Origin of the sequence: Janthinobacterium sp. GMG1 (assembly GCF_034427795.1) — a bacterium.
GTDB lineage: Bacteria > Pseudomonadota > Gammaproteobacteria > Burkholderiales > Burkholderiaceae_D > Janthinobacterium.
This window is the reverse complement of record NZ_JAXQNT010000006.1, coordinates 32,897-57,136: the sequence shown is the minus strand read 5'-3', so window position 1 is coordinate 57,136 and position 24,240 is coordinate 32,897. Positions and strand designations below refer to the sequence as shown.

The window sequence follows — 24,240 nt, the reverse complement described above, 5'->3', positions numbered from 1 at the left end:
TATCCATACAATACGTCCACATTAAAAGAAATGAAAATATTATTTATCGCTGCATTAGGAACGCTATCGCTGATTCAAACGCCGTCAGCCCTGGCGGAGAATCTGAATGGGAAAACGCTGTATGTCCAACGCTGTGCCGTGTGCCATGGCGCGGAGATCAAGGGCACCGGGCCATTGGCGAATAAAAGCACGCCTCCCACGCCTGACCTGACAAGCGCCGCGTTCAAAAAACGCCTGAAGGATTATCCGGGCGTAATCGTATCGTCGGTCATACTGCGTCCGAATGGCGATTTGATTCCAAAGACCTTGAAAGAGAATGGCGTCAAGATCGCGCCATATGCCTGGCGGGTGAAGGATTTTCGCGATTTGAATCAATACATGAGTGAGGTGATTTTAAAGAATCGATGATATTCAGATGCGGGGCGGGCACCCCGCGAAGGAATAATCTCCGCTCAATCTTGCTGTTTCAATAGCTGCGCACATTTGTCGCGCAGGAAATCGCGCAATTGCAGCACCAGCGGCGTCACCTGCGCCCGGTGCGTGCAGACCAGGTGCAAGGGCGTCGCTTCGCCCGCCACCTCGGGCAACAGCGCTTGCAAACGGCCGGCGACCAGGTCGCCAGTCACGTCGAGCCGCGATTTGTAAGCGATGCCCAGGCCCGCCACGGCCCAGCGGCGCACCAGGTCGGCGTCGTCTGCGCTGCGGTTGCCGCTCACGGACACCGTCACTTGCTCGCGCTGGGGCAGGCGGTAAAAGGTCCAGCGGTCATGCAAGCCGTCTTCCAGCGCGAAGCGCAGGCAATTGCGCTGCGACAAGTCTTCCAGCGCCAGCAGGGGGCCGTATTCGCGCAGGTAGGCGGGAGACGCCACCAGCACCCGGTCGTTGGCGGGCGCGATCGGCATGGCGATCAGGCTCGAATCGTCTTGCTGGCCATAGCGGATGGCCACGTCGACTTGCTGGCGCACCATGTCGGCCACCCGGTCGCTGACGCTGAGCTGGTACTGCAGTTTCGGATGGCGCAGCTGGAACTCGTCCAGCCAGCCCAGCATCAGGTTGCGGCCCAGGTCCGATGGCATGGCAATTTTCAAGGTTCCGCCGAAACTGTCCTTGCCGGCCAGCAGCGCATCGTGGCCTGCGCGCAGCAGGCGCAAGGCTTCGCGCGCGTGCTCCAGGTATTGCGTGCCTTCCGGCGTCAGGCTCAGCGAGCGCGTCGTGCGAGCCAGCAGGCGCATGCCCAGTTCCCCTTCCAGACGCTTGACGGCGGCGCTGGCCAGCGCGGGCGAAATGCCGAGTTCGCGCGCGGCCGCCGACAAACTGCCGCGGTCGGCCGTGCGCACAAATACCTGCAAGTCATCGAGTCGCAGCAATTTTCAGCATTCCTTTGAAAGTGTTTCGGTACGCCCCCCCTGTTTCCAGGCCGGCATTGCCACCATCATACGGTATCCACTCAACGAGGAAGAACATGAAAGCCATCGCCTACCACCACAGCCTGCCCATCACGGATGCCAACGCCCTGCTCGACATCGAGCTGCCCGTGCCCGCCGCCACGGGACGCGACCTGCTCGTCGCCGTGCACGCCATTTCCGTCAATCCCGTCGACACCAAGGTGCGCAAGAACCGCGCCCCGAAAGACGGCCAGCCGGAAGTGCTGGGCTGGGATGCGGCCGGCGTCGTCACCGCCGTCGGCCCCGACGCGACCCTGTTCCAGGTGGGAGATAAAGTCTGGTACGCGGGCGCCATCAACCGCCCCGGCAGCAACAGCGAATTCCAGCTGGTCGACGAGCGCATCGTCGGCCACATGCCAGCCAGCCTGGACTTTGCTCCGGCTGCCGCCCTGCCGCTGACGGCCATTACGGCCTGGGAATTGCTGTTCGATCGCCTGCAGCTCAGCCGCGACAAGAGCCTGACGGGCAAGTCCCTGCTGGTGATCGGCGCGGCCGGCGGCGTCGGTTCCGTGCTGGTGCAACTGGCCCGGCAATTGACAGGTGTCACCATCATCGGCACGGCGTCGCGCGCGGAAACGGCCGACTGGGTGAAGGAACTGGGCGCCCACCACGTGATCGACCACAGCCTGCCGCTGGCGGGGGAAATCACGCGCCTGGGTTTGCCGCTCGTCGATTATGTGATCAGCCTGAACCAGACCGACAAGCATTTCGAGCAAATCGTGGAACTCATCGCGCCGCAAGGCAAGTTCGCCCTGATCGACGACCCCGAGCACATCGATGTGCGCAAGTTCAAGGGCAAGAGCGTGTCGCTGCACTGGGAACTGATGTTTACCCGTTCGCTGTTCCAGACGGCCGACATGGTCAAGCAGCATGAATTGCTCGATGAACTGGCGCAGCTGGTCGACGCGGGTGTCATCAAGACCACCCTGGCCGAGCGCTTCGGCACGATCAATGCCGCGAATTTGAAACGCGCGCATGCCCTGCTGGAAAGCAATACGGCGAAGGGAAAAATCGTACTCGAGGGCTTCTAAACTCAGCTGATCAGGATGGCCCGGAAATCATTGACATTCGTCAAGGTCGGGCCCGTGATCACGCTATCGTCCAGCGCCTGGAAGAAGCCGTGGCCATCGTTGTTGTCGAGGCTGTCGCGGGGCTTGATGCCCAGCGCCCAGGCCCGTTGCAGGGTGTCGGGCGCCAGAACCGCGCCGGCGATGTCTTCCTGGCCGTCGACGCCATCCGTGTCGCCGGCAAGCGCGTGGATGCCCTCGTGTCCATCGAGCGCGATGCCCAGCGCCAGCAGGAATTCCACATTGCGCCCGCCGCGGCCATTGCCGCGCACGGTGACCGTCGTTTCACCGCCCGACAGCAGCACGCACGGAGCGGGAAACGGCTGGCCCCGCAAGGCTGTTTGCAGCGCGATGCCGGCCATCACCTTGCCCACGTCGCGCGCCTCGCCTTCCAGGCTGTCGCCCAATATATACGGCGTGACGCCGGCCGCGCGCGCCACCTCTGCCGCCGCTTCCAGGGCCATCTGCGGCGTGGCGATCAGGGTCGTCTGCGTGCGCGCCAGGCGTGGGTCATCGGGTTTCACGGATTCGCCGCGCCCGCTTTCCAACACGGCGCGCAGGCTGTCCGGCAATGTGATCCCATAGCGGCGCACGATGGCCAGCGCATCCTCGCACGTCGTGGCGTCGCCCACCGTGGGGCCGGAAGCGATGTCGCCCAGCTTGTCGCCAGGCACGTCGGAAATGGCCAAAGTGATGACTTGCGCCGGATGGCAGGCGGCCGCCAGACGCCCGCCCTTGATGGCGGACAAATGGCGGCGCACGCAATTCATTTCGCCGATGCTGGCGCCCGACGCCAGCAATGCGCGGTTCAAGGCTTGCTTGTCTTCCAGGCTGATGCCCTCCAGGGGCAAGGCCAGCAGGGACGAGCCGCCACCCGAAATCAGGCACAGCACCGTATCGTCCGCCTGCAAGTTGGCGACCAGATCGAGCATGCGGCGCGCCGCGTCCATGCCGGCCTGGTCCGGCACAGGGTGCGACGCTTCAACGATCTCGATGCGCACACACGGCACGGTATAGCCGTAGCGCGTGACGACGAGACCGGACAGCGGCCCCGGCCAGTGCTGTTCCACGGCTTGCGCCATGGCGGCCGACGCCTTGCCGGCGCCGATGACGATCAGCCGGCCCTTGGGCGCAGGCGGCAAATGGGGCGGGATGCAGTGCGATGGCTGGGCCGCTGCGATGGCGGCCTGGAACATGGCTTGCAGCAAGGCGCGCGGCGCCGCGGTGGTCGTCATTGTCAATTCCTCCAGTTCGATGGCAGCTTCGTTCAACGGTTCACGATGCGCGCGGGAACGCGCAGCACCAGTATGGCGCCCAGCAGCATGACTGCGGAAAGAATATACAGGGCCACGTCGGTGCCGCCCGTCGCATCCTTGATCCAGCCGACGAGGAAGGGGCTGACGAAGCCCGCCACCTGGCCCAGCGAGTTGATCAGCGCCAAGCCGCCGGCCGCCGCCGCGCTGCCGAGAAACGCCGTCGGCAAAGGCCAGAACATGGGCAGGCCGGACAGCGCACCCATGGTCGCCAGCGACAGGCCGATCAGGGCGATGACCACGTTGCCGTGCGCCTGGGTGGCCAGCAGCAAGCCGCACAGCGCCATCAGCAGGGGGCCGCTCAAATGCCAGCGGCGTTCCTTGTGCTTGTCGGCCGAACGGCCCACCCAGATCATGAAGATGCTGGCGCACAGGTAGGGAATGGCGCTGACCCAGCCCACGGCCACGGGGCTGGCGAAACCGAGCGACTTGACGATGGTGGGCAGCCAGAAGTTGATCGCATACACCCCCATCTGGATGCAGAAATACACGAGGCCCAGCATCCATACGTGCTTGTTGCGCAACACGCTGGCAAAGGTGTCGGCCGTATTCGCGCTGTTGCGGCGCTGGCGTTCGTCCTCGTCGAGGTCGGCGCGCAGCAGCTGCTTTTCTTCCGTAGTCAGCCACTTCGCCTGGGCGATGCCGTCATTGAGCAGCACATACACGAGAAAGCCCAGCAGCACGGTGGGTATGCCTTGCAGCAGGAACATCCATTGCCAGCCAGCCAGGCCGCCGTGGCCCGCGAACGATTGCATCATCCAGCCCGATAAGGGGCTGCCCAGCAAGCCGGAAATGGGAATGGCCGACATGAACAGGCCCATGATGCGGCCCCGGCGCGAAGCGGGATACCAGTTCGTAAAATACAGCACGATGCCCGGAAAGAAACCCGCCTCGAACACGCCCGTGATGAAGCGCAGCGAGTAAAACGCGGCCGGCGTGGTGACGAACATCAGGCAGGCCGAGGCGATGCCCCAGGCAATCATCAGGGTGCCGATGACCTTGCGCGCGCCCAGGCGGTGCAGCAGCAGATTGCTGGGCACGCCGCTGGCCACGTAGCCGATGAAGAAAATGCCCGCGCCCAGGCCGTACACGCTTTCGCTCCATTGCAGCGCATCGAGCATTTGCAGCTTGGCAAAGCCGACATTCACCCGGTCCAGGTAATTGAACAGGTAGCAGATGAAGATGAAGGGAATCAGATGCAAGGTGACCTTGCGGTAGGCGCCTTCGCGCACGCGGTCCTGCGCGGACGCGCCGGCGGACAGGCTGGCGCCTGGTTGGGTGGTCATGGGTGTCTCCTGACTATTTTTTTATGGGATGTGACCAGCCCATCGTACAATCGACGGCAAAAACAGTCATCGTGCGGATGCCCTAAGAAGTTGGGTATCCAATCGAATGATTCCATGCAAATGCACAAGATCATAAGGCGGACACCCATGCCGAGCATCGACTTTCCCCTGGCGCAAGACATCGTGCGGCGCACCATGCACATCATTCCCTTCAGCGTGAACGTCATCGATGCGCGCGGCGTGATCCTGGCCAGCGGCAACCCGCAGCGCGTGGGGGACCTGCATCCGGGCGCGCAACTGGCGCTGGCCCGGCGCGCCAGCGTGGAAATCGGCGCGGCCGACATGGCCAGGCTGCCCGGCACGCGGGCCGGCATCAACCTGCCCTGACGGTGCGCGGCGAGATTTGCGGCGTGCTGGGCCTGACGGGCGAACCGGACGCCGTGCGCCAGTTCGGCGAACTGGTGCGCGCCATGGCGGAAATGATGCTGGAGCAGGCGCGGCTGGTCAGCGAGCTGCAGCACGAAAAACGCTACCGCGAGGAATTCGTGTTCCAGCTCGTCTACCGCACGGGCATTTCGGACGCCAGCATGCAGGCGTGGGCGGCGCGCCTGGCGGTCGATCTGCGCGTGCCGCGCGCCATGTTCGTGCTGGAAATTCCCGCTGCGGGAGACGGCCCGGGCGAACGGCTGGACCAGGTGCTGACGCAGCTGCAGCAAGTGCAGTCCGACCTGTCGGCCCGCTGGCCGTCACTGCTGATGGCCGTCGTCTCGCCGGGCGAACTGGTGCTGCTCGACGCCTTTCCCGCCAGCGGCCCGCAGCAGGCGCGCGCGGCACAGGCCAGGCAGCGCCTGCTCGAACTGCACCAGGTGGCGCAGCAGGCGCTCACGCCGCCCGCCACCCTGTCCATGGGCGTGGCCTTGCCGGGCCTCGATGGCGCGACGGCCTCGTATGAATCGGCAAAGCAGACGGCGCGCGTGGGGCGCGCCCGCGATGCCGGGCAAGCTACTTTTTCCTATCTGGAACTGAGCCTGCCCGTGCTGCTGTCCGGCCTGCAAGCCGGTTGGCAGGCGGAGCAGCTGCGCCAGACCCTGGCGCGCCTGCAGGCGCACGACCGCAAGTCGGGCACCCTGATGCGCACCTTGGCCGCCTGGTTCCGCCACCACAGCCATCCGATGGCCACGGCCAGGGCCCTGCACATCCACCGCAACACCCTCGATTACCGGCTGCAAAAGATCGCCGAACTGACAGGGCTGGACCTGGATGACACGGATGACCGTTTGCTGCTGTATGTTGCCCTGCAGCTCAATGAAGGCTCTCCCGTCTACAATGGCGGCTCGACTGAAAAAAAGGAATGCAATGAACGACGCCATTGAGTGGACAGGACTGGCCCGCACCTTCGGGCTGTTTACTGTCACGGCCGTGGCCGAACTGCTGGGCTGCTACCTGCCCATGCTGTGGCTGAGCAACAAGGGCAGCGCCTGGCTGCTGTTGCCGGCCGCCATCAGCCTCTTGATCTTCGTGTGGCTGCTGACCTTGCATCCAGCCGCCAGCGGCCGCGTGTATGCCACGTATGGCGCCATCTATATCGCCACGGCGCTGGGATGGCTGTGGCTGGTGGACGGCATCACGCCCGCCTGGACCGACATCGCCGGCGTGGGCCTGGCCCTGGCCGGCGCCGCCGTCATTGCCATGGGGCACAAGACGGCTTGATGTGCCTCAGGCAGCGTGCGCGCGGAAGTTCGTTTCCGCCGACCACGCCGCGCTGGCGCGGGCCAGCAACACGGCTTCGCCATCGGCCAGCCAGTCGTCCGCGTCGGCGATCTTCCACATGGCTTGCAGCAGCTTGCGGCGCAAGTCGGGATCGGTGATTTCGTCGAGCAGGCTGTCGATCACGCCATTGGCCAGCTGCACGGCGCCATGCACGGTCGAGGTCAGCATGTCGTCGCACAGGTCTTGCAGCAGTTGCTGGAAGGCGGCCGGTTCCAGGTCGATATGCTCGAGGATCTTGCTGCGGTGCATCGCTTGCAGCTCGGCGCTGGCCAGGTTGCCATCGACCACCATCATCAGGGCCAGGATACGTCCCGCTGCCTGGGGACTATTTACTTCATACGTACGCATGATTTTCTACTCTTTCTATTAGTCAATTAAAAGGCGCGCCACCGCCACGCGGGGCGCGCCGTACCACATTTACTTCTTGTCGCTGCGGGTGATGAACACGCTCGCCACGCAGCTCGACACGATCAGCACTGCCACTACCAGCAACGATGCTTCCACCGGCACGTGGTACCACGGCATGATCAGCATCTTGGCGCCGATGAACACCAGCACCATGGCCAGGCCGTACTTGAGCATGTGGAAGCGGTCAGCCACATCCACCAGCAGGAAGTACAGGGCGCGCAATCCCATGATGGCGAACAGGTTCGACGTGAAGACGATGAACGGATCCGTCGTGATGGCGAAAATCGCCGGGATCGAATCCACCGCGAAGACCAGGTCCGTCACCTCGATCAGGATCAGCACCAGGAACAGCGGCGTGACATAACGCAAACCGCCCTTTGCCACGAAGAAACGTTCGCCGTGGTCGCCATCGGCCACCCGCAAGTGGCGGCGGGCAAAACGCAGCACCGGGTTGTTCGCCACGTCCGGCTCCGCATCGGCCGCCACCAGCATGCGCATGCCGGTAATCAACAGGAAGGCGCCGAACAGGTACAGCACCCAGCTGAACTCGCTCACCACCCACGCACCGGCCATGATCATCACGGCGCGCATGACAATCGCGCCCAGCACGCCATAAATCAACACGCGGCGCTGGTACTGGATCGGCACCTGAAAGGCGCTGAAGATCAGCAGGAAGACGAACACGTTATCGACCGACAGGGCTTTCTCGATCAGGTAGCCGGAGAAAAACTCCAGCGCCTTCTGGTTGGCGATCTCGGGACCGGCCGTGCCGTTCAGATACCACCACAGGCCGCCGTTGAACAGCAGGGCCAGGCTGACCCACACGAGCGACCACGTCGCCGCTTCCTTGACGCTGACCTTGTGCGCCTTGTTGCCGCCGAAGACGAACAAGTCCAGCGCCAGCATCACCAGGACAAAGGCGATGAAGCCGGCCCACATGGGTGCCGTAGCAATACTTTCCAAGCCGTTCATCGGCGGCCTCCGCAACTGTCTGTTTGTATCCTGAAGTCCATGGCACTCTCCTTGCATGAATTGAGCAGCCATCATAGTCTGAATATAAACATCGAACAAATCGAATATAATTTAAGAATACATCGAAAAACTCGATGTATTTATTACCTGGAAATATCATGTCGACACTCAACTTCAAGCACTTGCGCTATTTCTGGATGGTGGCCAAGACGGGCAGCATCGCGCGCGCGGCCGAGCAGCTGCACCTGACGCCGCAATCGATTTCCGGACAGCTCAGCGAGTTTGCCGACACCCTGGGCGTGGAACTGTTCCGCCGCAGCGGGCGCCAGCTGGAATTGACGGACACGGGGCGGCGCATCCTCAGCCATGCCGAAAGCATCTTCAGCACGGGCGATGAATTGCTGGAAATCGTGCGCGACCAGTCGCGCACCACGACGACGACCTTCCGCGTGGGCTGCGCCGATTCCGTGTCGAAACTGATCGCCTGCCGCCTCGTCGCGCCCGCGCTGGGACTGGCCGAGCCGCTGCGCATCATTTGCCGCGAAGGCCGGCTGGCCAGCCTGCTGGCGGACCTGGCCGTGCACCGGCTCGACCTGATCATGGCGGACCGCCCCATGCCGGCCCACTTGAGCGTGCGCGGCTTTAACCATTTACTGGGCGAAAGCGGCATGACCCTGTTCGGCACGCCAGCGCTGGCCGCCACCCTGACAGGGGGCTTTCCGCAATGCCTGGACGGCGCGCCGCTGCTGCTGCCCGGCGAAGACTTCGCCATTTACGGGCGCTTGCTGCAGTGGCTGGGCGACAACAATCTGCACCCGCGCATCGTAGGCGAGTTCGACGACAGCGCCATGATGAAAGCCTTCGGCCAGTCCGGCGCCGGCCTGTTCTTTGCGCCCACCGTCATCGCGCCCCAGGTCTGCGAACAGTACGCCGTGGTGGCGCTGGGCCGGGTCGACAGCCTCGTCGAACAGGTGTATGCGATCACCACGGAACGGCGTTTGAGCCACCCGGCCACCATCGCCATCAGCCAGAGCGCGCGGCGCGAGCTGTTCGTGTAGCAGTTCCGCAACTGCAGTACCAAAATTAAATCCCGCAAATACATTTGAACAAATACATCTATATAATGGCAAGTCTCCCCGACGCCCTGCGCGCCCCTTCCTGGACTTGCCGCAATGAAGCACTTGCACGATATTCCCTCTGCCTTCAAGCATGAATTTGCCAACCCGCGCCTGTGGTGGTCGCGCGCCGTCGTCGTCGGCATGGCCGCCATCGCGGGCCTCGTCGTCGTCGGTTTTACGTGGCTGGCGGAGGAAGCGCTGGACCTGTTTCTCTTTTTTAACGGCAAGGCCTGGTGGTTTGCCCTGCTGTGGACGCCAGCCTGCGCCGCCCTGCTGGTCTGGCTGACGCGCCGCTACGCGATGGGCGCGGCCGGTTCCGGCATCCCGCAAGTGATGGCGACACTGGATCCGGCCGTGGCGCCCGAGCAGCGCTCGCTATTTGTCTCGTTGAAACTCAGTGCCGCGAAAATCGGCCTGACGGCGGGGGGCTTGCTGGGCGGCTTGTCTCTGGGGCGCGAAGGCCCGTCCGTGCAAATTGCGGCTGGCGTGATGCTGGCCGCGCGCCGCTGGCTGCCGCGCCACTCGCAGGTGAGCGCCCATTCGCTGCTGGTGGCCGGCGGCGCGGCCGGCATCGCGGCCGCCTTCAACACGCCGCTGGCGGGCGTCATGTTTGCCATCGAGGAACTCTCGCGCTCGCCCGAGCAGCGCAACAGCGGCTTGATCGTGGCCGGCATCGTGCTGGCCGGCATGATGGCCGTGTCGATCCACGGCAACGCCACGCACTTCGGCATCATCCATCCCGGCCCCATCGGCCTGGCGCTGGCCTTGCCGGGTTTACTCGTCACCTTGATCGCAGGCGTGGCGGGCGGCCTGTTTGCCCGGCTGCTGCTGGCCTCCGCCCGGGGCAATCCGCTGGGAAAACTGTCCGCGTGGAGAAAGGGTCGGCCCGTGCTGTTCGCCGCCGTCTGCGGTGTGCTGGTGGCGGCCATCGGCATCGCCAGCCATGGCGCCACGTTCGGCAGCGGCACCGTGGCCACGCGCGCCATGCTGGAAGGCTCGTCCGACGTGGCGCCCGCCTTTGTTGCCTTCAAATATGTGGCCACGTGGCTGACCGTCTGGTCGGGCGTGCCGGCCGGCATCTTCGCGCCATCGCTGGCCATCGGCGCCGGCATCGGCCACGATATCGCCGTGCTGCTGCACTATCCGCACGCGCCGGCGCTGATCGCGCTGGGCATGGTGGGCTTCCTGGCCGCCGCCACGCAGGCGCCGCTGACGGCTTTTATTATTGTCATGGAAATGGTCGATGGCCACGGCATGGTGCTGAGCCTGATGGCCTGCGCCGTCGTCGCCAGCACAGTCTCGCGCGTGCTCAGCGAACCGCTGTACGGGGCGCTGGCGCAATTGCAGCTGCAACGGTTGCCGCAGCAGCAAGCGGGCCGGGAAACTACATCGTAAACGGAAACGGTTGCATGCCCGCCTGCCTGTCATCGGGAGCGACGACGGCCAGCAAGGCGCTCAAGCCCTGGTTCAGGTGCGCCAGGCTGGCGGCATCGAGCTGGCTCAGCGCGCTGGGCAGCAAGCCGCGCGCCGGCTGTGGCGCGCCGGCGATCACGGCCTGTCCTTGCGCCGTCAGGGTCAGGGTGACCACGCGCTGGTCGGGCTGGTCGCGCGCCTTGCGCACATAGGCTTTCTTGACCAGCGCCTCGACCAGGTTGCTGGCCGTCGTCTGGTGGATCGACATCTTGCTGGCCAGCTCGCCCATGCGCAGTCCCGGCCGCTCCAGCAATTCCTGCATCACCCACAATTGCGCGCCCGACACGCCGCATTGCTTTTCGATCTGCGCCGAGTGGCGCTGCGCCGCGCGCATGACGACGCGCATGTTTTGCAAGGCCATGCCTTGCGCCCTGGCCATCGCCGATACTTCCGCTTCCACCACCATTGCCTCCAGTTATCCTGCCGGCTTCGCGCCTGCTGGCGGGCCGGAATCCCTGCATGATACCTGCAAAGGATGCGCTCGACTAACTGCTCGTTACAGGCTGTCCATCGCGCCACGCCTGTTCCAGCACCAGCTTGCCTGCCTTGTCCCACTGGCGCTCGATGCCGTGCTTCTTGCCGTGCTCGTATGGCACGATCTGCCGCAGGCTGCCATCGCTGTACCAGGTTTGCAGCAAGCCGTGGCGCTGGCCTTTGACGAATGGGGTCACGCTGGCGCGCACGCCGTTGGCATGCCAATCCGTCGTGTCGCCATGGTCGCGCCCCTGCGCGTCTTTCTGCCAGGCAAACACGGGCCGGCCACTCGGCCCCCACGTTTGCAAGCTGAGCACGGCACCTTTCCGGTACAGCGTTTTGTTCGACATGACGCCATTGCCATGGCTTTCAAACGACCAGCCGTCAGGCTTGCCGTGCACCCACACGGTTCTGGCCAGCACGCTGCCGTCCTCGGCATACGTGACGAACTCGCCCTCGCATTGGCCATCGACATACTGTCCCCGTTGGAACAGCTTGCCATCGGCATAAAACGATTCCTGCACGCCATCCATCTTGCCATTGCGTTGATACGAGCGGCTGCTGACGGCCCCATTCGCGCCATACGACACATGCTCGCCATCGGCCATCTCGTCGTCGTGATACAGCGTCTTGTAGGCCAGCTGGCCATTCTCGTGGTACGTTTCAGAGATGCTGTCGCGCCCGTTCGGCAAGGCCGTCACCCGCTGCTGGACCTGGCCATTTTCAAAGTACACGCAGCCGCCCAGCAGCTCCTCGCCCTGGGCATTGAAGTAGGTTTCACGCTGCAGTTGGCCATTTTCGTAGTAGGACTTGCGAAAATTCACGAACCTGACCTGGCTCAGGTCCAGGTCCGTGGTGTAGGTTTCAAAGGCCAGCACGCCCGGCGTGTCGGGAAATTCGAGGCGCACATGCCAGGCGCCCAGCGCCTCGTCGCGCACGGGTGGCGTGCGCAGCGCATACACGGCGCGGCGCTGGTTGCTGGGCATGAAATTTTGATCCAGATACATGGTGTGGTCTTCCTCCTGTAAGGTTGGCGTTGGCGTTTGCCCTTCGGGCTGTTCCTGTGCCGCCAGTGGCAGGGCTGCGCCCATGGCCAGCGCGGCGGCCAGCAGCCAGCGCATCGTCTGTGGTGTCTGCATTGTGTTCCATTGCAATGTTATTGTGTGGGCGCCATCATAATGGAAAGCAACGTTTTCCCCCGTCACGAAAGAAATCCATGCACTTGCCCGCCACCCCCAGCGACACCCAGATACTGGACATCATCGATGCCTGGATCTCCGACCTGGCGCGCGGCGATTACGCGTGCGCCCATGCGCGCACGGCGCACGACGCGTACTACGGCTGGACGCCGGCGCTGCTGCGCGCCGTGATCGAAGGGTATGGTTCGCCGGAGCCGTATGCGGATGGCACGGCGTATCGCGTCACGCCGGCAGCCCAAGCCAGCGGCGCGCCACATGAGCGCTGCGTCGAGCGCCTGGCTGGCCAGGACGGCGGCGCGGCGCTTGCCGAAGCGCGCCATTCGCTGCCCCTGAATGGCGTTTGGTCGGATCTGACCGCCACGTTCCGCGTGGAGGGCGCCACGCTGGTATTACAGGAAATTCACGTGTTCTAAGGTGCTAGGCCACGCCATCCTTGACGGGAGACAGCTGGCTCGCATGCAGGCGCGCATACGCGCCGCCCTGCTGCAGCAAGTCCGTGTGGCTGCCCGCTTCCACCAGGCGCCCGCCCTGCATGACGACGATGCGGTCGGCGCTTTCGATGGTCGACAGGCGGTGGGCGATGACGATGGTGGTGCGGTTGCGCATCAGCACTTCCAGCGCCGCCTGCACGGAACGCTCCGACTCCGTGTCCAGTGCGCTGGTCGCTTCGTCCAGCAGCAGGATCGGCGCATCCTTGTACAGGGCGCGGGCGATGGCCAGGCGCTGGCGTTGCCCGCCCGACAGGCGCGAACCGTTCTGCCCCGCCTGGGTGTCGTAGCCTTGCGGCAGCTGCATGATGAAGTCGTGCGCGTAGGCGGCGCGCGCCGACGCTTCGATCCTGTCCTGGTCCGGGGCCGGGTCGCCATACGCGATATTCGCCGCCATCGTGTCATTGAACAAAATCACATCCTGGCTGACGAGGGCGAACTGGCGCCGCAGAGCCAGCAAGGCGTAATCGCGCAGGTCCACGCCGTCGAGCAGGATCTGGCCGCCGCTGACGTCATAGAAGCGCGGCAGCAAGCCCAGCAAGGTTGTCTTGCCACCGCCGGAGCCGCCCACCAGGGCCACCGTTTCGCCGGCGCGGATGTCGAGCGTGATGTCGCTCAAGGCCGTGGGTGCATCGGGATCGTCGCTGTTGTAGCGGAAGTTGACGTTCTGCAGGGACAGATTGCCGTGCACCGTGACGGGCGCGATGGTGCCCGGGTCCGGTTCCAGCGGCGTGTCGATCAGGCCGAAGACGGACTCGGCCGCAGCCAGGCCCCGCTGCAGCGGCTCATTGATCTTCGTCAAATTCTTGATCGGCGACTGCATCGCCATCAGCGCGCCCATGAAGGCGACGAAGGCGCCCGGCGTGATGGCGCCGCTTTGCGCGCGCAACATGGCGAAATAGATGACGGACGACAGGGTAATGCCAACGAGCATCATGATGAAGCCGGAATTCATGGCCGAGGTGGCCGCGTGCTTGACGGCCAGCTGGCGGTTGCGCTTGACCACGTTGACGAAGCGCGCCTGTTCATAATCCTGGCCGCCGAAGATTTTCACGACGCGCTGGCCGCCGATGCTTTCGTCGAGCACGGACGTCAGCTCGCCCACGGCTTGCTGCGAACTCTTGCTCAGGTGGCGCATGCGGCGTCCCGCCAGGGTCACAACGATGGCCACGATGGGCATCGAGGCCATGCAGAACAGGGCCAGCTTGACGTCAATGCTGAACAATAAAATCAGGTAGCCGACGGTGGCGACGGAATCGCGCACCATCACGTTGAGCACGTTCAAGCCCGCCTGCGACACCTGGCTGGCGTCGAAGGCCACGCGCGACTGCGTCAGGCTGGTGGTGGTGGTATCGAAAAAGCGGCTGGGCAGGCGCATGATGGTGGCGAACATCTTTTCGCGCAAATCGGCCTGCACCCGGCTCGATAACCAGACGGAACCATAATCGCCGGCAAAGCTCGACACCATGCGCAGCACGGCCAGGCCCAGGATGGTGGCGGGAATCACCCACAAGTCCACCTGCCCCGCCTGTGCCGGCAAGAAACGGTCGACCCAGCCCTGCAACATGCCCATCACGCCGGACGCGGGCGCGACCTGCGTGATGGCCGTCGCACGCATGGCGTCGACGACGTTTTGCAACTGGCGGATTAACAACACATCGGTGGCGGACGCCACGCCCACGGCCAGCAAGGTGGCGGCAACGATGGCGCCATAGCGGCGAAACTGGCCGGCCAGGCGGAAGAACAGGAGGCGACTTTGCTGCATGCAGGTGAGAAAAGTGAGGGTAAAACGTGATTCTAACCGCTGCAACACTTACTTATGAGAAAGTCGTACCTTGCCGGTGCAGAACCGGCAAGGGAAATGCACGGACGATCAGCTCTTCGCCACTTTCCAGGCGGCCGTGCCGGCCTTGCAGACCGTCAGCTTGAGGGTCTGTTCCTGGCCCTTGGCGCTCAAGCCCACCTGCACCTTGCGGCACGTTTGCGCCTCCGTCTTTTGCGTATCGCTGGCCGTGATCTCGGCGGCGATGCGCACGGAATTGCGCAAGCCTTCATTGCTCCATTGCACGGTTTCGCCATCCTTCTTGTCATTGAGCACGTCGGTGACGGCTTTCACGAAGACGGGCTTGTCGTTCTTGTTCAGGTAGGCCATCGGCGTATCGGCCAGGAAACCCAGGCCGACGGCGGAGGCGGAAGCGCTGAAGACGACGCTGCCGAAGATCAGGGCGGACAGCAGTGTGGCGGGACGAATACGCATGGAAAACTCCTTTAAAGTGAAAATAGGGACCGCCGGAGCGGTCCTTAGCCGGGATCCGCCGGCGAAATACCCACGGCCAGTAAGGCATCGATGCTGGGCACAAAATAGATCGCCGACGACAGCGCCGTGGAAAAATCCAGCAGCCGGTCCGTCTTGGTGACGCCATCATAGCCTACGCCGTACATTTGCCGCAGCATGCCCATGGTCACCGTGATGTCCTTGCAAAAACCGACAAACATGACGCCCGCCTCGCCGGCATTGGCGTAATTGGCATTGCGGCGCACGATATCGACTTCCTCGCCATCGCGGATGAACTGGTTGCGGCCCACGTGGGAATCGACGGGCAGCGGCGACAATTCATGGCTGCCGGCCTTGGTGCGGCCCCACACCTGCTCCGCCGCATGCACAGGCAAGGCGCGCAGGCGCTCCACATCCATGCGCCATTTTTGCAGCAGCACGGTCGAACCGCCCGCGCCCGCTTCGCCATCCGGAATGATGGCCACGCCGTTGGCGCGAAACGGATTCGGATTGGCGACGCCGTCGGCAAAACCGTCGAAGGTCACGTTATTGTGATACGGAAAACACACCTGCTCGCTGGCCAGCTCGGCGAAGGGACTCAAAAGCGTGAGCGTCGTGCGCATGCTGTCGTACAGGGTGGCCGCGTTCGACTGCGTGATCCAGACCCAGAAATCATGCTGGGTGGCCGGCGCCGTCTTCCCGTTGACGCCTACCAGGTCTTGCGCGAACGAGGCCATGTTGTCCGGCACGCAGCCGGGGCAGGCGGCGCGCCACAGCTCGGGCTTAAATCCCAGCACCACATTGGCCGTGCCGCCCGTCAACTGATGGTGGCGGTTCAGGGTGGGATCGAGGATACCCGTGACTTCGGACTCCCACAGCTTTCCAAGTAACTTGAAGAGCTGCCGCAGGTCGACGCCGGCCTTCACATTGAACTGCAAATGCACTTCGTCGCGCGCGACGACCGACAGCATGCTTTGTGGAATTGCCATAACCAATGTTCCTCTTTTTGTTTTCTATGTGGATCTTAAACCAGAAGTGCCGGATGGCAGTTTCATTTAGGCAACATGCTTTAGGCAACATGCGATAACTGTAACTATAGGTATTCATGAATTGGACGATAATGCAATGACGTAGAGCAAGAATAAGAATGGATACCATTGCATGAAATTGTATGAAAAGCTCGTCAGCGACATCGAGCAACTGGTGGACAAGGGCGTGCTCCTGCCCGGCGAACGCATTCCGTCCGTGCGCCAGACCAGCCAGCAGCACAAGCTGAGCATCACCACGGTGCTGCGCGCCTACGTCAAGCTGGAAGGCATGGGCGTGATCGAAAGCCGCCCCCAGTCCGGCTACTTCGTGCGCCAGCGGGCCAGCGATGCGGCCACACCGTCCCTGTGCATGCAGGCTTCGCATCCCAGCCCCGTGCCGGCGGAAGTGCACGTCAGCCGCCTGGTGCTGTCGACCCTGCGCTCGATCGGCTTGCATGACGCCATACCGCTGGGCTCGCCCTACCCCGATCCGTCGCTGTTTCCGTGGGAACGCATCAACCAGTATGCGGGCACCGTGGCGCGCCGCAACCGCGCGTGGAGCGTGACGGACGACCTGCCGCCGGGCAACCCGCAGCTGATCCGCGAAATTGCCCGCCGCTACATGGAAAACGGCCTGGCCGTCGATCCCGACGAAATCATCGTCACCGTGGGCGCCACGGAAGCCATCAACCTGTGCCTGCAAGCCGTGGCCAAGCCGGGCGACACTATCGCCGTCGAGTCGCCCACCTTCTATGCCATGCTGATGGCCGTCGAACGGCTGGGCATGAAAGTGGTGGAAGTGTCCACCGATCCGTATGAAGGCATCAGCATCGAGGCGCTGGCCGACATCATGGCCCAGCAACCGATCGCCGCCGTCATGGTGATGCCGAACTTCCAGAATCCGCTGGGCTTTCAAATGTCCGACCAGCGCAAGCGTGCCCTGGTCCAGTTGCTGGAGCAGCACGACGTGCCCGCCATCGAAAACGGCGTCTACAACGAGCTGTACTACGGCGACGCCCACCCGTCCTCGCTCAAGTCCTACGACCGCAAGGGCCTGGTGCTGCACTGTTCCTCGTTTTCCAAAAGCCTCAGTTCCGCGCAGCGCGTGGGGTGGGCCCTGGCCGGACGCTACCGGGGCAAGGTGGAGGAACTCAAATTCCTCAACACCCTGGCCACGTCCTCGTTTCCGCAGCTGGCGATTGCCGAATACCTGCAAAACGATGGCTACGAACAGCATCTGCGCCGCACCCGCAAGGCCTATGCCCAGCAGGCGCGCATCATGGCTGCCGCCGTGCAGCGCTTCTTTCCTGCTGGCACGAAAATCTCGCACCCGCAGGGCGGCTACGTGCTGTGGGTGGAGCTGCCCGGCGACATAGATTCCATGCAGCTGTACCGGCGCGCGCTGGAATGCAAGATCACGGTGGGTCCGGGGCGCATGTTTTCCGTCAGCCAGGCCTACAAGCATTGCATCCGCCTCAACTACAGCTATCCGTGGAGCGTGGGCGTCGAGCAAGCCATTATCCTGCTCGGCAAACTCATCACCGAATTCCTCTAGGCCCATCCTTCATCCGCCCACCAGCGACATGCGCACGGTGGGATACTGCTTGCGCCCGCCAAGCTGGGCCAGTGCGCCGCGCACTTCCGAGTAGCGGTCGCCACGCCGCTGCCAGTGCTGGCGCAGCAGGGTTTCCAGCCCTTGCCCGGTATCAAGCTGGGGCAGCAGGTCGAGGCCGTCCTGGGCGAACAAACAGGTAAACAGCTTGCCGTCCGACGAGACGCGCACGCGGCTGCAGTCGCCGCAGAACGGCTGCGACACGCTGGAAATGAAGCCCACTTCGCCGCCGCCATCGAGATAACGATAGCGGCTGGCCGTCTCGTGCAGGACAGGCTTGCCTTCGCCCAGCGACACGAGGGGGAATTCGGCGGCGATCAGCGCGCGCGCCGCCTCCGACGTGACGACGTGCGTGCGCGACCAGGCGCCGATGCCGCCCACGTCCATGAATTCGATCAGGCGCAGGATCACGCCCGTGTGGCGGAAATGGCGTGCCAGCGGCACGATCTGGCTGTCGTTGACGCCTTTCTGCACGACCATGTTGACCTTTACGGGGTTCAAGCCCACGGCTTGCGCTACCTCAATACCGTGCAGCACTTTCTCGACGGGAAAATCGACGCCATTCATGCGCTGGAAAATGCCGTTATCGAGACTGTCGAGGCTGACGGTGACGCGGTCCAGACCAGCATCCTTCAGCGAGCGCGCCTTGGCCGCCAGCAAGCTGCCATTCGTCGTCAGCGCGATGCTCACGGCGCGCCCGTCCGGCGTGGTGAGCTTCGCCAGCGTCTCGATCAGCTGCTCCAGATTCTTGCGCAGCAGCGGCTCGCCGCCCGTGATGCGGATTTTATCCACGCCCAGACGCACGAAGGCGCGCGCCAGCGTTTCGATCTGCGCGAAGGACAGGCGCTCGCTGGAGGGAAGAAACGGGTAATCGCTGGGGTACAGCTCGGCCGGCATGCAATAGGTGCAGCGGAAATTGCACTGATCGATGACGGAAATGCGCAAGTCCGTCAGGGGACGGCCCAGCATGTCCACGCAGGGTTCACTATAGTCTGGCTGCCAGATGGCTGGCTGCTGATACCTGATGGTGTTCATTGTGCTTCCCCTTGATGTGCGTTCGTCTGGAAGTAGCATAGGACGAAAGCAGGCACTTAAGGAGGTACAGTCCGGCGCCAGGCGATAGAGTACAGATTCGGCTTTACTCTCCTGGTGGCGCGAACACGCTGGCGCACAGCTCGGCGCCCGCCGTACTCAGCGAAGCGCTGCCGCCGCCGTTCTCCGCCGTCGTTACGCTTGCCAGTCCCGCACTGGACAGCGCATTGAGCTGGCGCAGCAAAGTGCTCATCTGTACTCCTGCCCGCTTGGCCAGCTTGGCCAGCGACCACGGTTTCTCCGGCGCCTCCTGCCGCGCCTCCCACAGCAGCGCCAGCAGGGCGATCAGCGCCGCGTCGACTCCGTCCTCCTTGTCTTCCTTGTGCATGTTTTTCTCCTTGTGTACATCATAAATCACGGCCGGCGCCGGCGCGACCGGCATCGTCGTCTTGCCATCTGTACTCTGTTTTTTTGTCCGGAACTGTGCGCCTACGGGCCAGTCCGCCGCCCCTACCATGTGATTGTCCCATCGCATATCACCAGGAGAGTCATCATGAGCAAGCCAAAGTCCGACGCGCGCATCGCGCCCTACACCCATGCCGCGGCCGGTTGGGGTGCCCTCAAGTATGTGGCCATCAATCTGTTCAAGGAAAAAGTCAGCGCGGGCAATTACCGCTCGCTGTTCGAGCAAAACCAGCCCGACGGTTTCGACTGTCCCGGCTGCGCCTGGCCCGACCGCGAACACGCGTCGACGTTTGAATTCTGCGAAAACGGCGTCAAGGCCGTGGCCGCAGAATCGACGAGCAAGCGCGTGCGCCCAGAGTTTTTCCAGGAACACACGGTCACCGAATTGATGGAGCAGTCGGACTATGATCTGGAGCAACATGGCCGTTTGACGGACCCCATGGTGTACGACTCTGCCAGCGACAAATACCAGGCCATTTCCTGGGACGACGCCTTCGCCCTCGTGGCGCACCACCTGCACGCGCTGGACGACCCGAACCAGGCCGCCTTCTACACGTCGGGCCGCGCCAGCAACGAAGCGGCTTTCCTGTATCAGCTGTTCGTGCGCGCCTACGGCACGAACAATTTCCCCGATTGCTCCAACCTGTGCCACGAAGCGACCAGCCGCGGCTTGCCGGAAACCGTCGGCATCGGCAAGGGCACGGTGCTGCTGGACGACTTCGAGCATGCGGACACCCTGCTGCTGTTCGGCCAGAACCCGGCCACCAACCACCCGCGCATGCTGGGAGAATTGCGCGAAGCGTCGCGCCGTGGCGCCACCATCGTGTCCATCAACCCATTGCACGAACGGGGCCTGGAGCGCTTCACCAGCCCCCAGCATCCGCTGGAAATGCTCACGGGCGGCAGCACGAACATCTGCTCGCTGTTCATCTGCCCGACATTGGGCGGCGACTTCGCGCTGATCAAGGCCATGGCCAAGCGCGTAGTCGAGCTCGATGACGCGGCCATCGCCCACGGCCAGGAGCGCGTGCTCGACTGCACCTTCATCGCCGAGCACACGAAGGGCTTCGAGGCTTTCGCGGCCGACCTGCGCGCCGAAAGCTGGGACTTGCTGCTGGCCGAATCGGGCGTGGCGCGCGACAAGATCGAGGAACTGACGCAGATCTATGTGAAGGGCAAGGCCGTCATCGCCACCTGGGGCATGGGCGTGACGCAGCACAAGAATTCGCTGGCCACCGTGCAAATCCTGTCGAACCTGATGATGATGCGCGGCAATATCGGCAAGCGCGGCGCGGGCCTGTGTCCCGTGCGCGGTCACTCGAACGTGCAGGGCGACCGCACCATGGGCATCGAGGAACAGCCGACCAAGGAATTCCTCGACCGCCTGGGCCTGGTCTTCAACTTCGAGCCGCCGCGCCACCACGGCTATGACGCCGTCGGCACCATCGCAGCCATGCTGGAAAAGAAAGTCAAAGTGTTTGTCGCGCTCGGTGGCAATTTCTCGATGGCCACGCCGGATACGCCGCGCACGTGGGATGCGCTGCGCTCGTGCGACCTGACCGTGCACATCGCTACCAAGCTCAACCGCAGCCATCTGGTGCATGGCAAAGATGCGCTGATCCTGCCGACTTTGGGCCGCACGGAAATCGACGTGCAGGAAGGCGTGGCGCAAGGCGTGACGGTGGAAGATTCGATGAGCATGGTGCACATCTCGTTCGGCATGAACCAGCCCGCCTCGCCCAATCTGCGCTCGGAAATCGCCATCGTGGCCGGCATGGCGCAAGCGACCTTGGGCAGCGAAAAGATCGACTGGCTGCGCTTTTCCGGCAACTATGCGCTGCTGCGCGATTCCATCGAACAAGTTTTTGACGACTTTTTCGACTACAACTTGCGCGTGGCCAAGCCAGGCGGTTTCCACCTGAAAATCGCCTCGCGCGAACGCGTATGGAAGACGGACAGCGGCAAGGCGCAATTCCTCGTCAACGCCGTGGAACTGGACACGCCGATCCACCGTGCGCGCCAGCAATATGGCGAGCGCCTGATGGTGCTGATGACGACGCGTTCGCACGACCAGTACAACACGACGATCTATGCCATGGACGACCGCTACCGTGGCGTGTTCGGCCAGCGCCGAGTGGTCTTCATCAACAAGGATGACCTGACCATGCTGGGTTTTGCGGCCGGCGACTGGGTCGACCTGATCGGCGTATGGCATGACGGTATCGAACGCCGCGCCGACCGCTTCCTGCTGGTCGAGTACGACATCCCGCGCGGCTGCATCGGCGCCTACTACCCGGAAACCAATCCGCTGGTGCCGCTCGACAGCGTGGGCGAAGGCTCGCGCACGCCGACCTTCAAATCCATCCCCGTGCTGCTGTCGCCTTCGGCCGCCCTCAGTTGATCAGGAGAACGCCATGTTCGGTTTCGATACCCTGGACCTGTCGCGCGCGCAATTTGCGATGACGGCCATCTTCCACATCCTGTGGCCCATATTGACGATCAGCCTGTCGCTGTTCCTGTTTGTCGTCGAGGCGCTGTGGCTGCGCACCAGCGCCCCCGTCTACTACCGCCACGCGCGCTTCTGGAGCAAGCTGCTGGTACTGAACTTTGCCGTCGGCGTCGTCAGCGGGATTCCCCTGGAATTCCAGTTCGGCACCAACTGGGCGCCGTTTTCGCACCATTCCGGCCAGTTCATCGGCAACATCCTCGGCTTCGAGGGCGCCATGGCCTTCATGCTGGAAGCGGGCTTCATCGGCATCATGATGTTCGGCTGGGGCCGCGTACCGAAGGGCGTGCACCTGTTTGCCACCGGCATGGTGGCGCTCGGGTCGAGCATTTCCTCGTTCTGGATCATGGTCGCCAATTCCTGGATGCAGACGCCGGCCGGCGTGCGCGTGGTCGACGGCAAGATCATCGTCATCGATTACGTGGCCGCCATCTTCAATCCCGACATGGCCTGGGCCGTGGGCCACATGTGGGTGGCCGCCGTGGAAACGGGTTTGTTCGTCATCGCCGGCATTTCCGCCTGGTATATGTTCAAGCGCCGCGAGCCGGCCTTCTTCGCCCGCTCGTTCAAGCTGTCACTGATGTTGCTGCTGGTCATTGCACCGTTGCAAGTGTGGCTCGGCGATTCGAGCGGCGTCGATGTCTTCAAGACCCAGCCCGCCAAGGGCGCGGCCATCGAAGGCCACTGGCACACGAATCCCGATGGCGAAGGCGCGGCCTGGTCCCTGCTGGCCTGGCCCAACCAGGCGGAGCAAAAGAATGACTGGTCCATCGAAGTGCCCGGCATGCTCAGCGTGATCGCCACGCATAGCGCCACGGGCAAGATCACGGGCCTGGCCGACATCGCCCGCGAAGACCAGCCGCCCATGCTGCCGCTGCTGTACTACGCCTTCCGCGCCATGGCCGGCATCGGCATGTGGTTCGTGCTGCTGTCGTTCTGGACCTTCGTGGCCTGGCGCAAGGTAGGTGGGCGGGTGCAGGAGTTCGTGCGCAACCGCAAGCTGCTGCTGGCCTGGGTGCTGACGATACCGCTGCCCTATATCGCCGTCGAGTGCGGCTGGATCGTGCGCGAAGTGGGACGCCAGCCGTGGGTCGTGTACGGCTTGCTGCGCACGCGCGACGCCGTCTCCGACGTGGCGGCCCATGCCGTGGCCGGCAGCATGCTGATGTTCTTCGTGTTTTACATCGTGCTGTTTGTCACTTTCTTCGTGTTTGCCAAGAAATGGCTGCAACAAGGCCCGGATGTGGCGCTGCCGCTGCCGGACGCTGCCCATGCCGCGGGGTACTGAAATGCGCCCCTACCAATCAAGGAGTTTGTAATGGATATCAATTCGCATGCCATGCTGGGCAATGCCTGGTTCGGCCTGATCGGCCTGATGCTGATCTTTTACGTGGTCACGGACGGCTTCGACCTGGGCGTGGGCATCCTCAGCCTGTTCACCCGCCGCGAGCAGGAACGCAACCTGATCTTCCAGTCCATCGAGCACGTGTGGGACGCCAATGAAACCTGGCTGGTGGTAGTGGGCGGCGCCCTGTTCGGCGCCTTCCCCAGCGCCTACGCCACCTTGCTGGAAGGGCTGTACATTCCCATCATGCTGCTGATCGCCAGCCTGATCATGCGCGGTGCCTCGATCGAGTTCCGCCATGCGGCCGGCAACAAGCGCCTGTGGGACGTGATCTTCGGCGTGGGCAGCCTGCTGGCCGCCGTGGCGCAAGGCGTGGTGCTGGGCGAGGTCATCACGGGCTTGCAGCCGGGCTGGCTGAGCGGCATCTTCACGGCCTGCACGGCGCTGGGCGTGGTGGCCGGCTATTGCCTGCTGGGCAGCACTTACCTGATCAAGAAGACGGGCGGCCAGCTGGAAGCGGCAGCGCGCCGCTATGCGACGGCCAGCGTGCTGGCGACGGTCGCGGCCGCCATCGTGCTGTCGGCCGGCACCATGGTCTTCAGCGCCATCGGCCACGACCGCTGGGCGCAGCCGGGCGTGTTCGGCGTGCTGCTGGCCCTGGCAGCCATCGCCGCCAGCGCTTTTATTTACATCCTGTGGGCCGTGCACGTGAACGGCGTGCGCGGACCGTTCCGCGGCGCCATCGTGCTGTTCCTGGCCTCGTTCGCGGGCCTGGCCATCAGCTTCTTCCCCGACCTCGTGCCGGGCAAGCTGAGCATCACGGCGGCTGCATCGGATGAGCCGACCCTGATCTTCATGCTGATCGGCATGGGTTCCATGCTGCCGATCATGATCGGCTACAACCTGTTCCAATACTACGTCTTCGAGGGCAAGGTCGTGCCTCGCAAGCATTGAGCGAAATCAA

Annotated in this window: 23 protein-coding genes and 1 pseudogene; 12 read left to right on the top strand and 12 right to left on the bottom strand. The window is 63.6% G+C overall.

Annotated features, from left to right (window positions below; all coding sequences use genetic code 11):
• Positions 1-30 precede the first annotated feature (30 nt).
• Positions 31-408, top strand: coding sequence for a c-type cytochrome (locus SJI03_RS16895; RefSeq protein ID WP_099380083.1), 378 nt, complete (start codon positions 31-33; stop codon positions 406-408).
• Between the two features lie 44 nt (positions 409-452).
• Here the strand turns inward: SJI03_RS16895 and SJI03_RS16890 are convergent, their stop codons facing one another.
• Positions 453-1,367, bottom strand: coding sequence for a LysR family transcriptional regulator (locus SJI03_RS16890; protein WP_322427976.1), 915 nt, complete (start codon positions 1,365-1,367; stop codon positions 453-455).
• Positions 1,368-1,462: 95 nt separating this feature from the next.
• On the opposite strand from SJI03_RS16890, the gene SJI03_RS16885 reads away from it, so the two are divergent.
• Positions 1,463-2,476 (top strand): zinc-binding alcohol dehydrogenase family protein, encoded by a 1,014-nt coding sequence (locus tag SJI03_RS16885; protein WP_322427975.1) that lies wholly within the window; start codon positions 1,463-1,465, stop codon positions 2,474-2,476.
• 2 nt (positions 2,477-2,478) lie between these two features.
• On the opposite strand, the gene SJI03_RS16880 is transcribed toward SJI03_RS16885, so the two are convergent.
• Together SJI03_RS16880 and SJI03_RS16875 are read right to left on the bottom strand one after the other, a co-directional pair.
• On the bottom strand, positions 2,479-3,747 hold the full coding sequence (locus tag SJI03_RS16880; protein WP_322427974.1) for a glycerate kinase: 1,269 nt from the start codon (positions 3,745-3,747) through the stop codon (positions 2,479-2,481).
• Between the two features lie 32 nt (positions 3,748-3,779).
• The gene (locus SJI03_RS16875; protein ID WP_099380079.1) at positions 3,780-5,111 is read right to left on the bottom strand and encodes an MFS transporter; all 1,332 of its coding nucleotides are present in this window, start codon (positions 5,109-5,111) and stop codon (positions 3,780-3,782) included.
• On the opposite strand from SJI03_RS16875, the pseudogene SJI03_RS16870 reads away from it, so the two are divergent.
• The 3 genes and pseudogenes from SJI03_RS16870 to SJI03_RS16860 form a co-directional block, all read left to right on the top strand.
• Positions 5,022-5,608, top strand: a pseudogene (locus SJI03_RS16870) (sugar diacid recognition domain-containing protein); the annotation flags it as partial. The gene SJI03_RS16875 and the pseudogene SJI03_RS16870 overlap by 90 nt on opposite strands.
• Positions 5,582-6,484, top strand: coding sequence for a PucR family transcriptional regulator (locus tag SJI03_RS16865; protein WP_322428152.1), 903 nt, complete (start codon positions 5,582-5,584; stop codon positions 6,482-6,484). The pseudogene SJI03_RS16870 and the gene SJI03_RS16865, both read left to right, overlap by 27 nt.
• On the top strand, positions 6,468-6,821 hold the full coding sequence (locus tag SJI03_RS16860) for a YnfA family protein (protein ID WP_099380077.1): 354 nt from the start codon (positions 6,468-6,470) through the stop codon (positions 6,819-6,821). Before SJI03_RS16865 ends, SJI03_RS16860 begins: the two co-directional genes overlap by 17 nt.
• A gap of 6 nt (positions 6,822-6,827) precedes the next feature.
• Here the strand turns inward: SJI03_RS16860 and SJI03_RS16855 are convergent, their stop codons facing one another.
• Entirely contained in the window at positions 6,828-7,229 is a 402-nt protein-coding gene (locus SJI03_RS16855) for a TerB family tellurite resistance protein (protein WP_099380076.1), read from the bottom strand.
• A 69-nt stretch (positions 7,230-7,298) separates the two neighbouring features.
• Positions 7,299-8,261, bottom strand: a complete 963-nt coding sequence (locus tag SJI03_RS16850) for a TerC family protein (RefSeq protein ID WP_035826186.1) — start codon at positions 8,259-8,261, stop codon at positions 7,299-7,301.
• Between the two features lie 158 nt (positions 8,262-8,419).
• Here SJI03_RS16850 and nhaR point away from each other — a divergent pair, with 158 nt between their 5' ends.
• Both nhaR and SJI03_RS16840 read left to right on the top strand, forming a co-directional pair.
• The gene (gene nhaR / locus SJI03_RS16845; protein WP_099380075.1) at positions 8,420-9,319 is read left to right on the top strand and encodes a transcriptional activator NhaR; all 900 of its coding nucleotides are present in this window, start codon (positions 8,420-8,422) and stop codon (positions 9,317-9,319) included.
• Positions 9,320-9,433: 114 nt separating this feature from the next.
• The gene (locus SJI03_RS16840) at positions 9,434-10,774 is read left to right on the top strand and encodes a chloride channel protein (protein ID WP_099380074.1); all 1,341 of its coding nucleotides are present in this window, start codon (positions 9,434-9,436) and stop codon (positions 10,772-10,774) included.
• Here the strand turns inward: SJI03_RS16840 and SJI03_RS16835 are convergent.
• Complete coding sequence (locus SJI03_RS16835; RefSeq protein ID WP_322427973.1) at positions 10,764-11,258, bottom strand: MarR family winged helix-turn-helix transcriptional regulator; 495 nt, start codon at positions 11,256-11,258, stop codon at positions 10,764-10,766. The two genes, SJI03_RS16840 and SJI03_RS16835, sit on opposite strands and share 11 nt — an antisense overlap.
• A 79-nt stretch (positions 11,259-11,337) precedes the next feature.
• Positions 11,338-12,465, bottom strand: coding sequence for a toxin-antitoxin system YwqK family antitoxin (locus tag SJI03_RS16830; RefSeq protein WP_322427972.1), 1,128 nt, complete (start codon positions 12,463-12,465; stop codon positions 11,338-11,340).
• Positions 12,466-12,542: 77 nt separating this feature from the next.
• On the opposite strand from SJI03_RS16830, the gene SJI03_RS16825 reads away from it, so the two are divergent.
• Positions 12,543-12,938 (top strand): hypothetical protein, encoded by a 396-nt coding sequence (locus tag SJI03_RS16825; RefSeq protein WP_322427971.1) that lies wholly within the window; start codon positions 12,543-12,545, stop codon positions 12,936-12,938.
• A gap of 4 nt (positions 12,939-12,942) precedes the next feature.
• Here SJI03_RS16825 and msbA read toward each other — a convergent pair whose 3' ends face one another.
• From msbA to SJI03_RS16810, 3 genes are all read right to left on the bottom strand, one after another.
• Positions 12,943-14,778 (bottom strand): lipid A export permease/ATP-binding protein MsbA, encoded by a 1,836-nt coding sequence (msbA, locus tag SJI03_RS16820; protein WP_322427970.1) that lies wholly within the window; start codon positions 14,776-14,778, stop codon positions 12,943-12,945.
• 108 nt (positions 14,779-14,886) lie between these two features.
• The gene (locus tag SJI03_RS16815; protein ID WP_099380069.1) at positions 14,887-15,270 is read right to left on the bottom strand and encodes a hypothetical protein; all 384 of its coding nucleotides are present in this window, start codon (positions 15,268-15,270) and stop codon (positions 14,887-14,889) included.
• 44 nt (positions 15,271-15,314) lie between these two features.
• Entirely contained in the window at positions 15,315-16,277 is a 963-nt protein-coding gene (locus SJI03_RS16810) for a Dyp-type peroxidase (RefSeq protein ID WP_322427969.1), read from the bottom strand.
• 172 nt (positions 16,278-16,449) lie between these two features.
• On the opposite strand from SJI03_RS16810, the gene SJI03_RS16805 reads away from it, so the two are divergent.
• A complete protein-coding gene (locus SJI03_RS16805) occupies positions 16,450-17,871 on the top strand; it encodes a PLP-dependent aminotransferase family protein (protein ID WP_322427968.1) in 1,422 nt (473 codons plus the stop codon).
• A gap of 9 nt (positions 17,872-17,880) precedes the next feature.
• Here SJI03_RS16805 and moaA read toward each other — a convergent pair whose 3' ends face one another.
• Positions 17,881-18,963: a GTP 3',8-cyclase MoaA gene (gene moaA, locus SJI03_RS16800; RefSeq protein ID WP_322427967.1), complete on the bottom strand. Its 1,083-nt coding sequence runs from the start codon at positions 18,961-18,963 to the stop codon at positions 17,881-17,883.
• 103 nt (positions 18,964-19,066) lie between these two features.
• On the bottom strand, positions 19,067-19,348 hold the full coding sequence (locus SJI03_RS16795) for a helix-turn-helix domain-containing protein (protein WP_322427966.1): 282 nt from the start codon (positions 19,346-19,348) through the stop codon (positions 19,067-19,069).
• Positions 19,349-19,513: 165 nt separating this feature from the next.
• On the opposite strand from SJI03_RS16795, the gene SJI03_RS16790 reads away from it, so the two are divergent.
• Genes SJI03_RS16790 through SJI03_RS16780 form a run of 3 tightly spaced genes read left to right on the top strand, consistent with a single transcriptional unit; the run spans position 19,514 to position 24,230 of the window.
• Positions 19,514-21,826 (top strand): FdhF/YdeP family oxidoreductase, encoded by a 2,313-nt coding sequence (locus SJI03_RS16790; RefSeq protein WP_322427965.1) that lies wholly within the window; start codon positions 19,514-19,516, stop codon positions 21,824-21,826.
• A 13-nt stretch (positions 21,827-21,839) separates the two neighbouring features.
• A complete protein-coding gene (locus SJI03_RS16785) occupies positions 21,840-23,219 on the top strand; it encodes a cytochrome ubiquinol oxidase subunit I (protein ID WP_322427964.1) in 1,380 nt (459 codons plus the stop codon).
• Positions 23,220-23,249: 30 nt separating this feature from the next.
• Positions 23,250-24,230 carry a cytochrome d ubiquinol oxidase subunit II gene (locus SJI03_RS16780; RefSeq protein WP_322427963.1) on the top strand — a complete coding sequence of 327 codons (981 nt, stop codon included), beginning with the start codon at positions 23,250-23,252 and terminating at the stop codon, positions 24,228-24,230.
• The last annotated feature ends 10 nt before the right edge of the window (positions 24,231-24,240 follow it).

Bases quoted from the DNA above. Each gene is read 5' to 3' on its own strand.
- SJI03_RS16780 (WP_322427963.1), top strand. From the start codon at position 23,250: ATGGATATCAATTCGCATGCCATGCTGGGCAATGCCTGGTTCGGCCTG.
- nhaR (WP_099380075.1), top strand. From the start codon at position 8,420: ATGTCGACACTCAACTTCAAGCACTTGCGCTATTTCTGGATGGTGGCC.
- SJI03_RS16840 (WP_099380074.1), top strand. From the start codon at position 9,434: ATGAAGCACTTGCACGATATTCCCTCTGCCTTCAAGCATGAATTTGCC.
- SJI03_RS16805 (WP_322427968.1), top strand. From the start codon at position 16,450: ATGAAATTGTATGAAAAGCTCGTCAGCGACATCGAGCAACTGGTGGAC.
- SJI03_RS16830 (WP_322427972.1), bottom strand. From the start codon at position 12,465: ATGCAGACACCACAGACGATGCGCTGGCTGCTGGCCGCCGCGCTGGCC.
- SJI03_RS16835 (WP_322427973.1), bottom strand. From the start codon at position 11,258: ATGGTGGTGGAAGCGGAAGTATCGGCGATGGCCAGGGCGCAAGGCATG.
- SJI03_RS16815 (WP_099380069.1), bottom strand. From the start codon at position 15,270: ATGCGTATTCGTCCCGCCACACTGCTGTCCGCCCTGATCTTCGGCAGC.
- SJI03_RS16850 (WP_035826186.1), bottom strand. From the start codon at position 8,261: ATGAACGGCTTGGAAAGTATTGCTACGGCACCCATGTGGGCCGGCTTC.
- SJI03_RS16795 (WP_322427966.1), bottom strand. From the start codon at position 19,348: ATGCACAAGGAAGACAAGGAGGACGGAGTCGACGCGGCGCTGATCGCC.
- SJI03_RS16825 (WP_322427971.1), top strand. From the start codon at position 12,543: ATGCACTTGCCCGCCACCCCCAGCGACACCCAGATACTGGACATCATC.
- SJI03_RS16785 (WP_322427964.1), top strand. From the start codon at position 21,840: ATGTTCGGTTTCGATACCCTGGACCTGTCGCGCGCGCAATTTGCGATG.
- SJI03_RS16865 (WP_322428152.1), top strand. From the start codon at position 5,582: ATGGCGGAAATGATGCTGGAGCAGGCGCGGCTGGTCAGCGAGCTGCAG.
- SJI03_RS16875 (WP_099380079.1), bottom strand. From the start codon at position 5,111: ATGACCACCCAACCAGGCGCCAGCCTGTCCGCCGGCGCGTCCGCGCAG.
- SJI03_RS16885 (WP_322427975.1), top strand. From the start codon at position 1,463: ATGAAAGCCATCGCCTACCACCACAGCCTGCCCATCACGGATGCCAAC.
- SJI03_RS16880 (WP_322427974.1), bottom strand. From the start codon at position 3,747: ATGACGACCACCGCGGCGCCGCGCGCCTTGCTGCAAGCCATGTTCCAG.
- SJI03_RS16790 (WP_322427965.1), top strand. From the start codon at position 19,514: ATGAGCAAGCCAAAGTCCGACGCGCGCATCGCGCCCTACACCCATGCC.
- SJI03_RS16855 (WP_099380076.1), bottom strand. From the start codon at position 7,229: ATGCGTACGTATGAAGTAAATAGTCCCCAGGCAGCGGGACGTATCCTG.
- SJI03_RS16810 (WP_322427969.1), bottom strand. From the start codon at position 16,277: ATGGCAATTCCACAAAGCATGCTGTCGGTCGTCGCGCGCGACGAAGTG.
- SJI03_RS16860 (WP_099380077.1), top strand. From the start codon at position 6,468: ATGAACGACGCCATTGAGTGGACAGGACTGGCCCGCACCTTCGGGCTG.
- SJI03_RS16895 (WP_099380083.1), top strand. From the start codon at position 31: ATGAAAATATTATTTATCGCTGCATTAGGAACGCTATCGCTGATTCAA.
- msbA (WP_322427970.1), bottom strand. From the start codon at position 14,778: ATGCAGCAAAGTCGCCTCCTGTTCTTCCGCCTGGCCGGCCAGTTTCGC.
- moaA (WP_322427967.1), bottom strand. From the start codon at position 18,963: ATGAACACCATCAGGTATCAGCAGCCAGCCATCTGGCAGCCAGACTAT.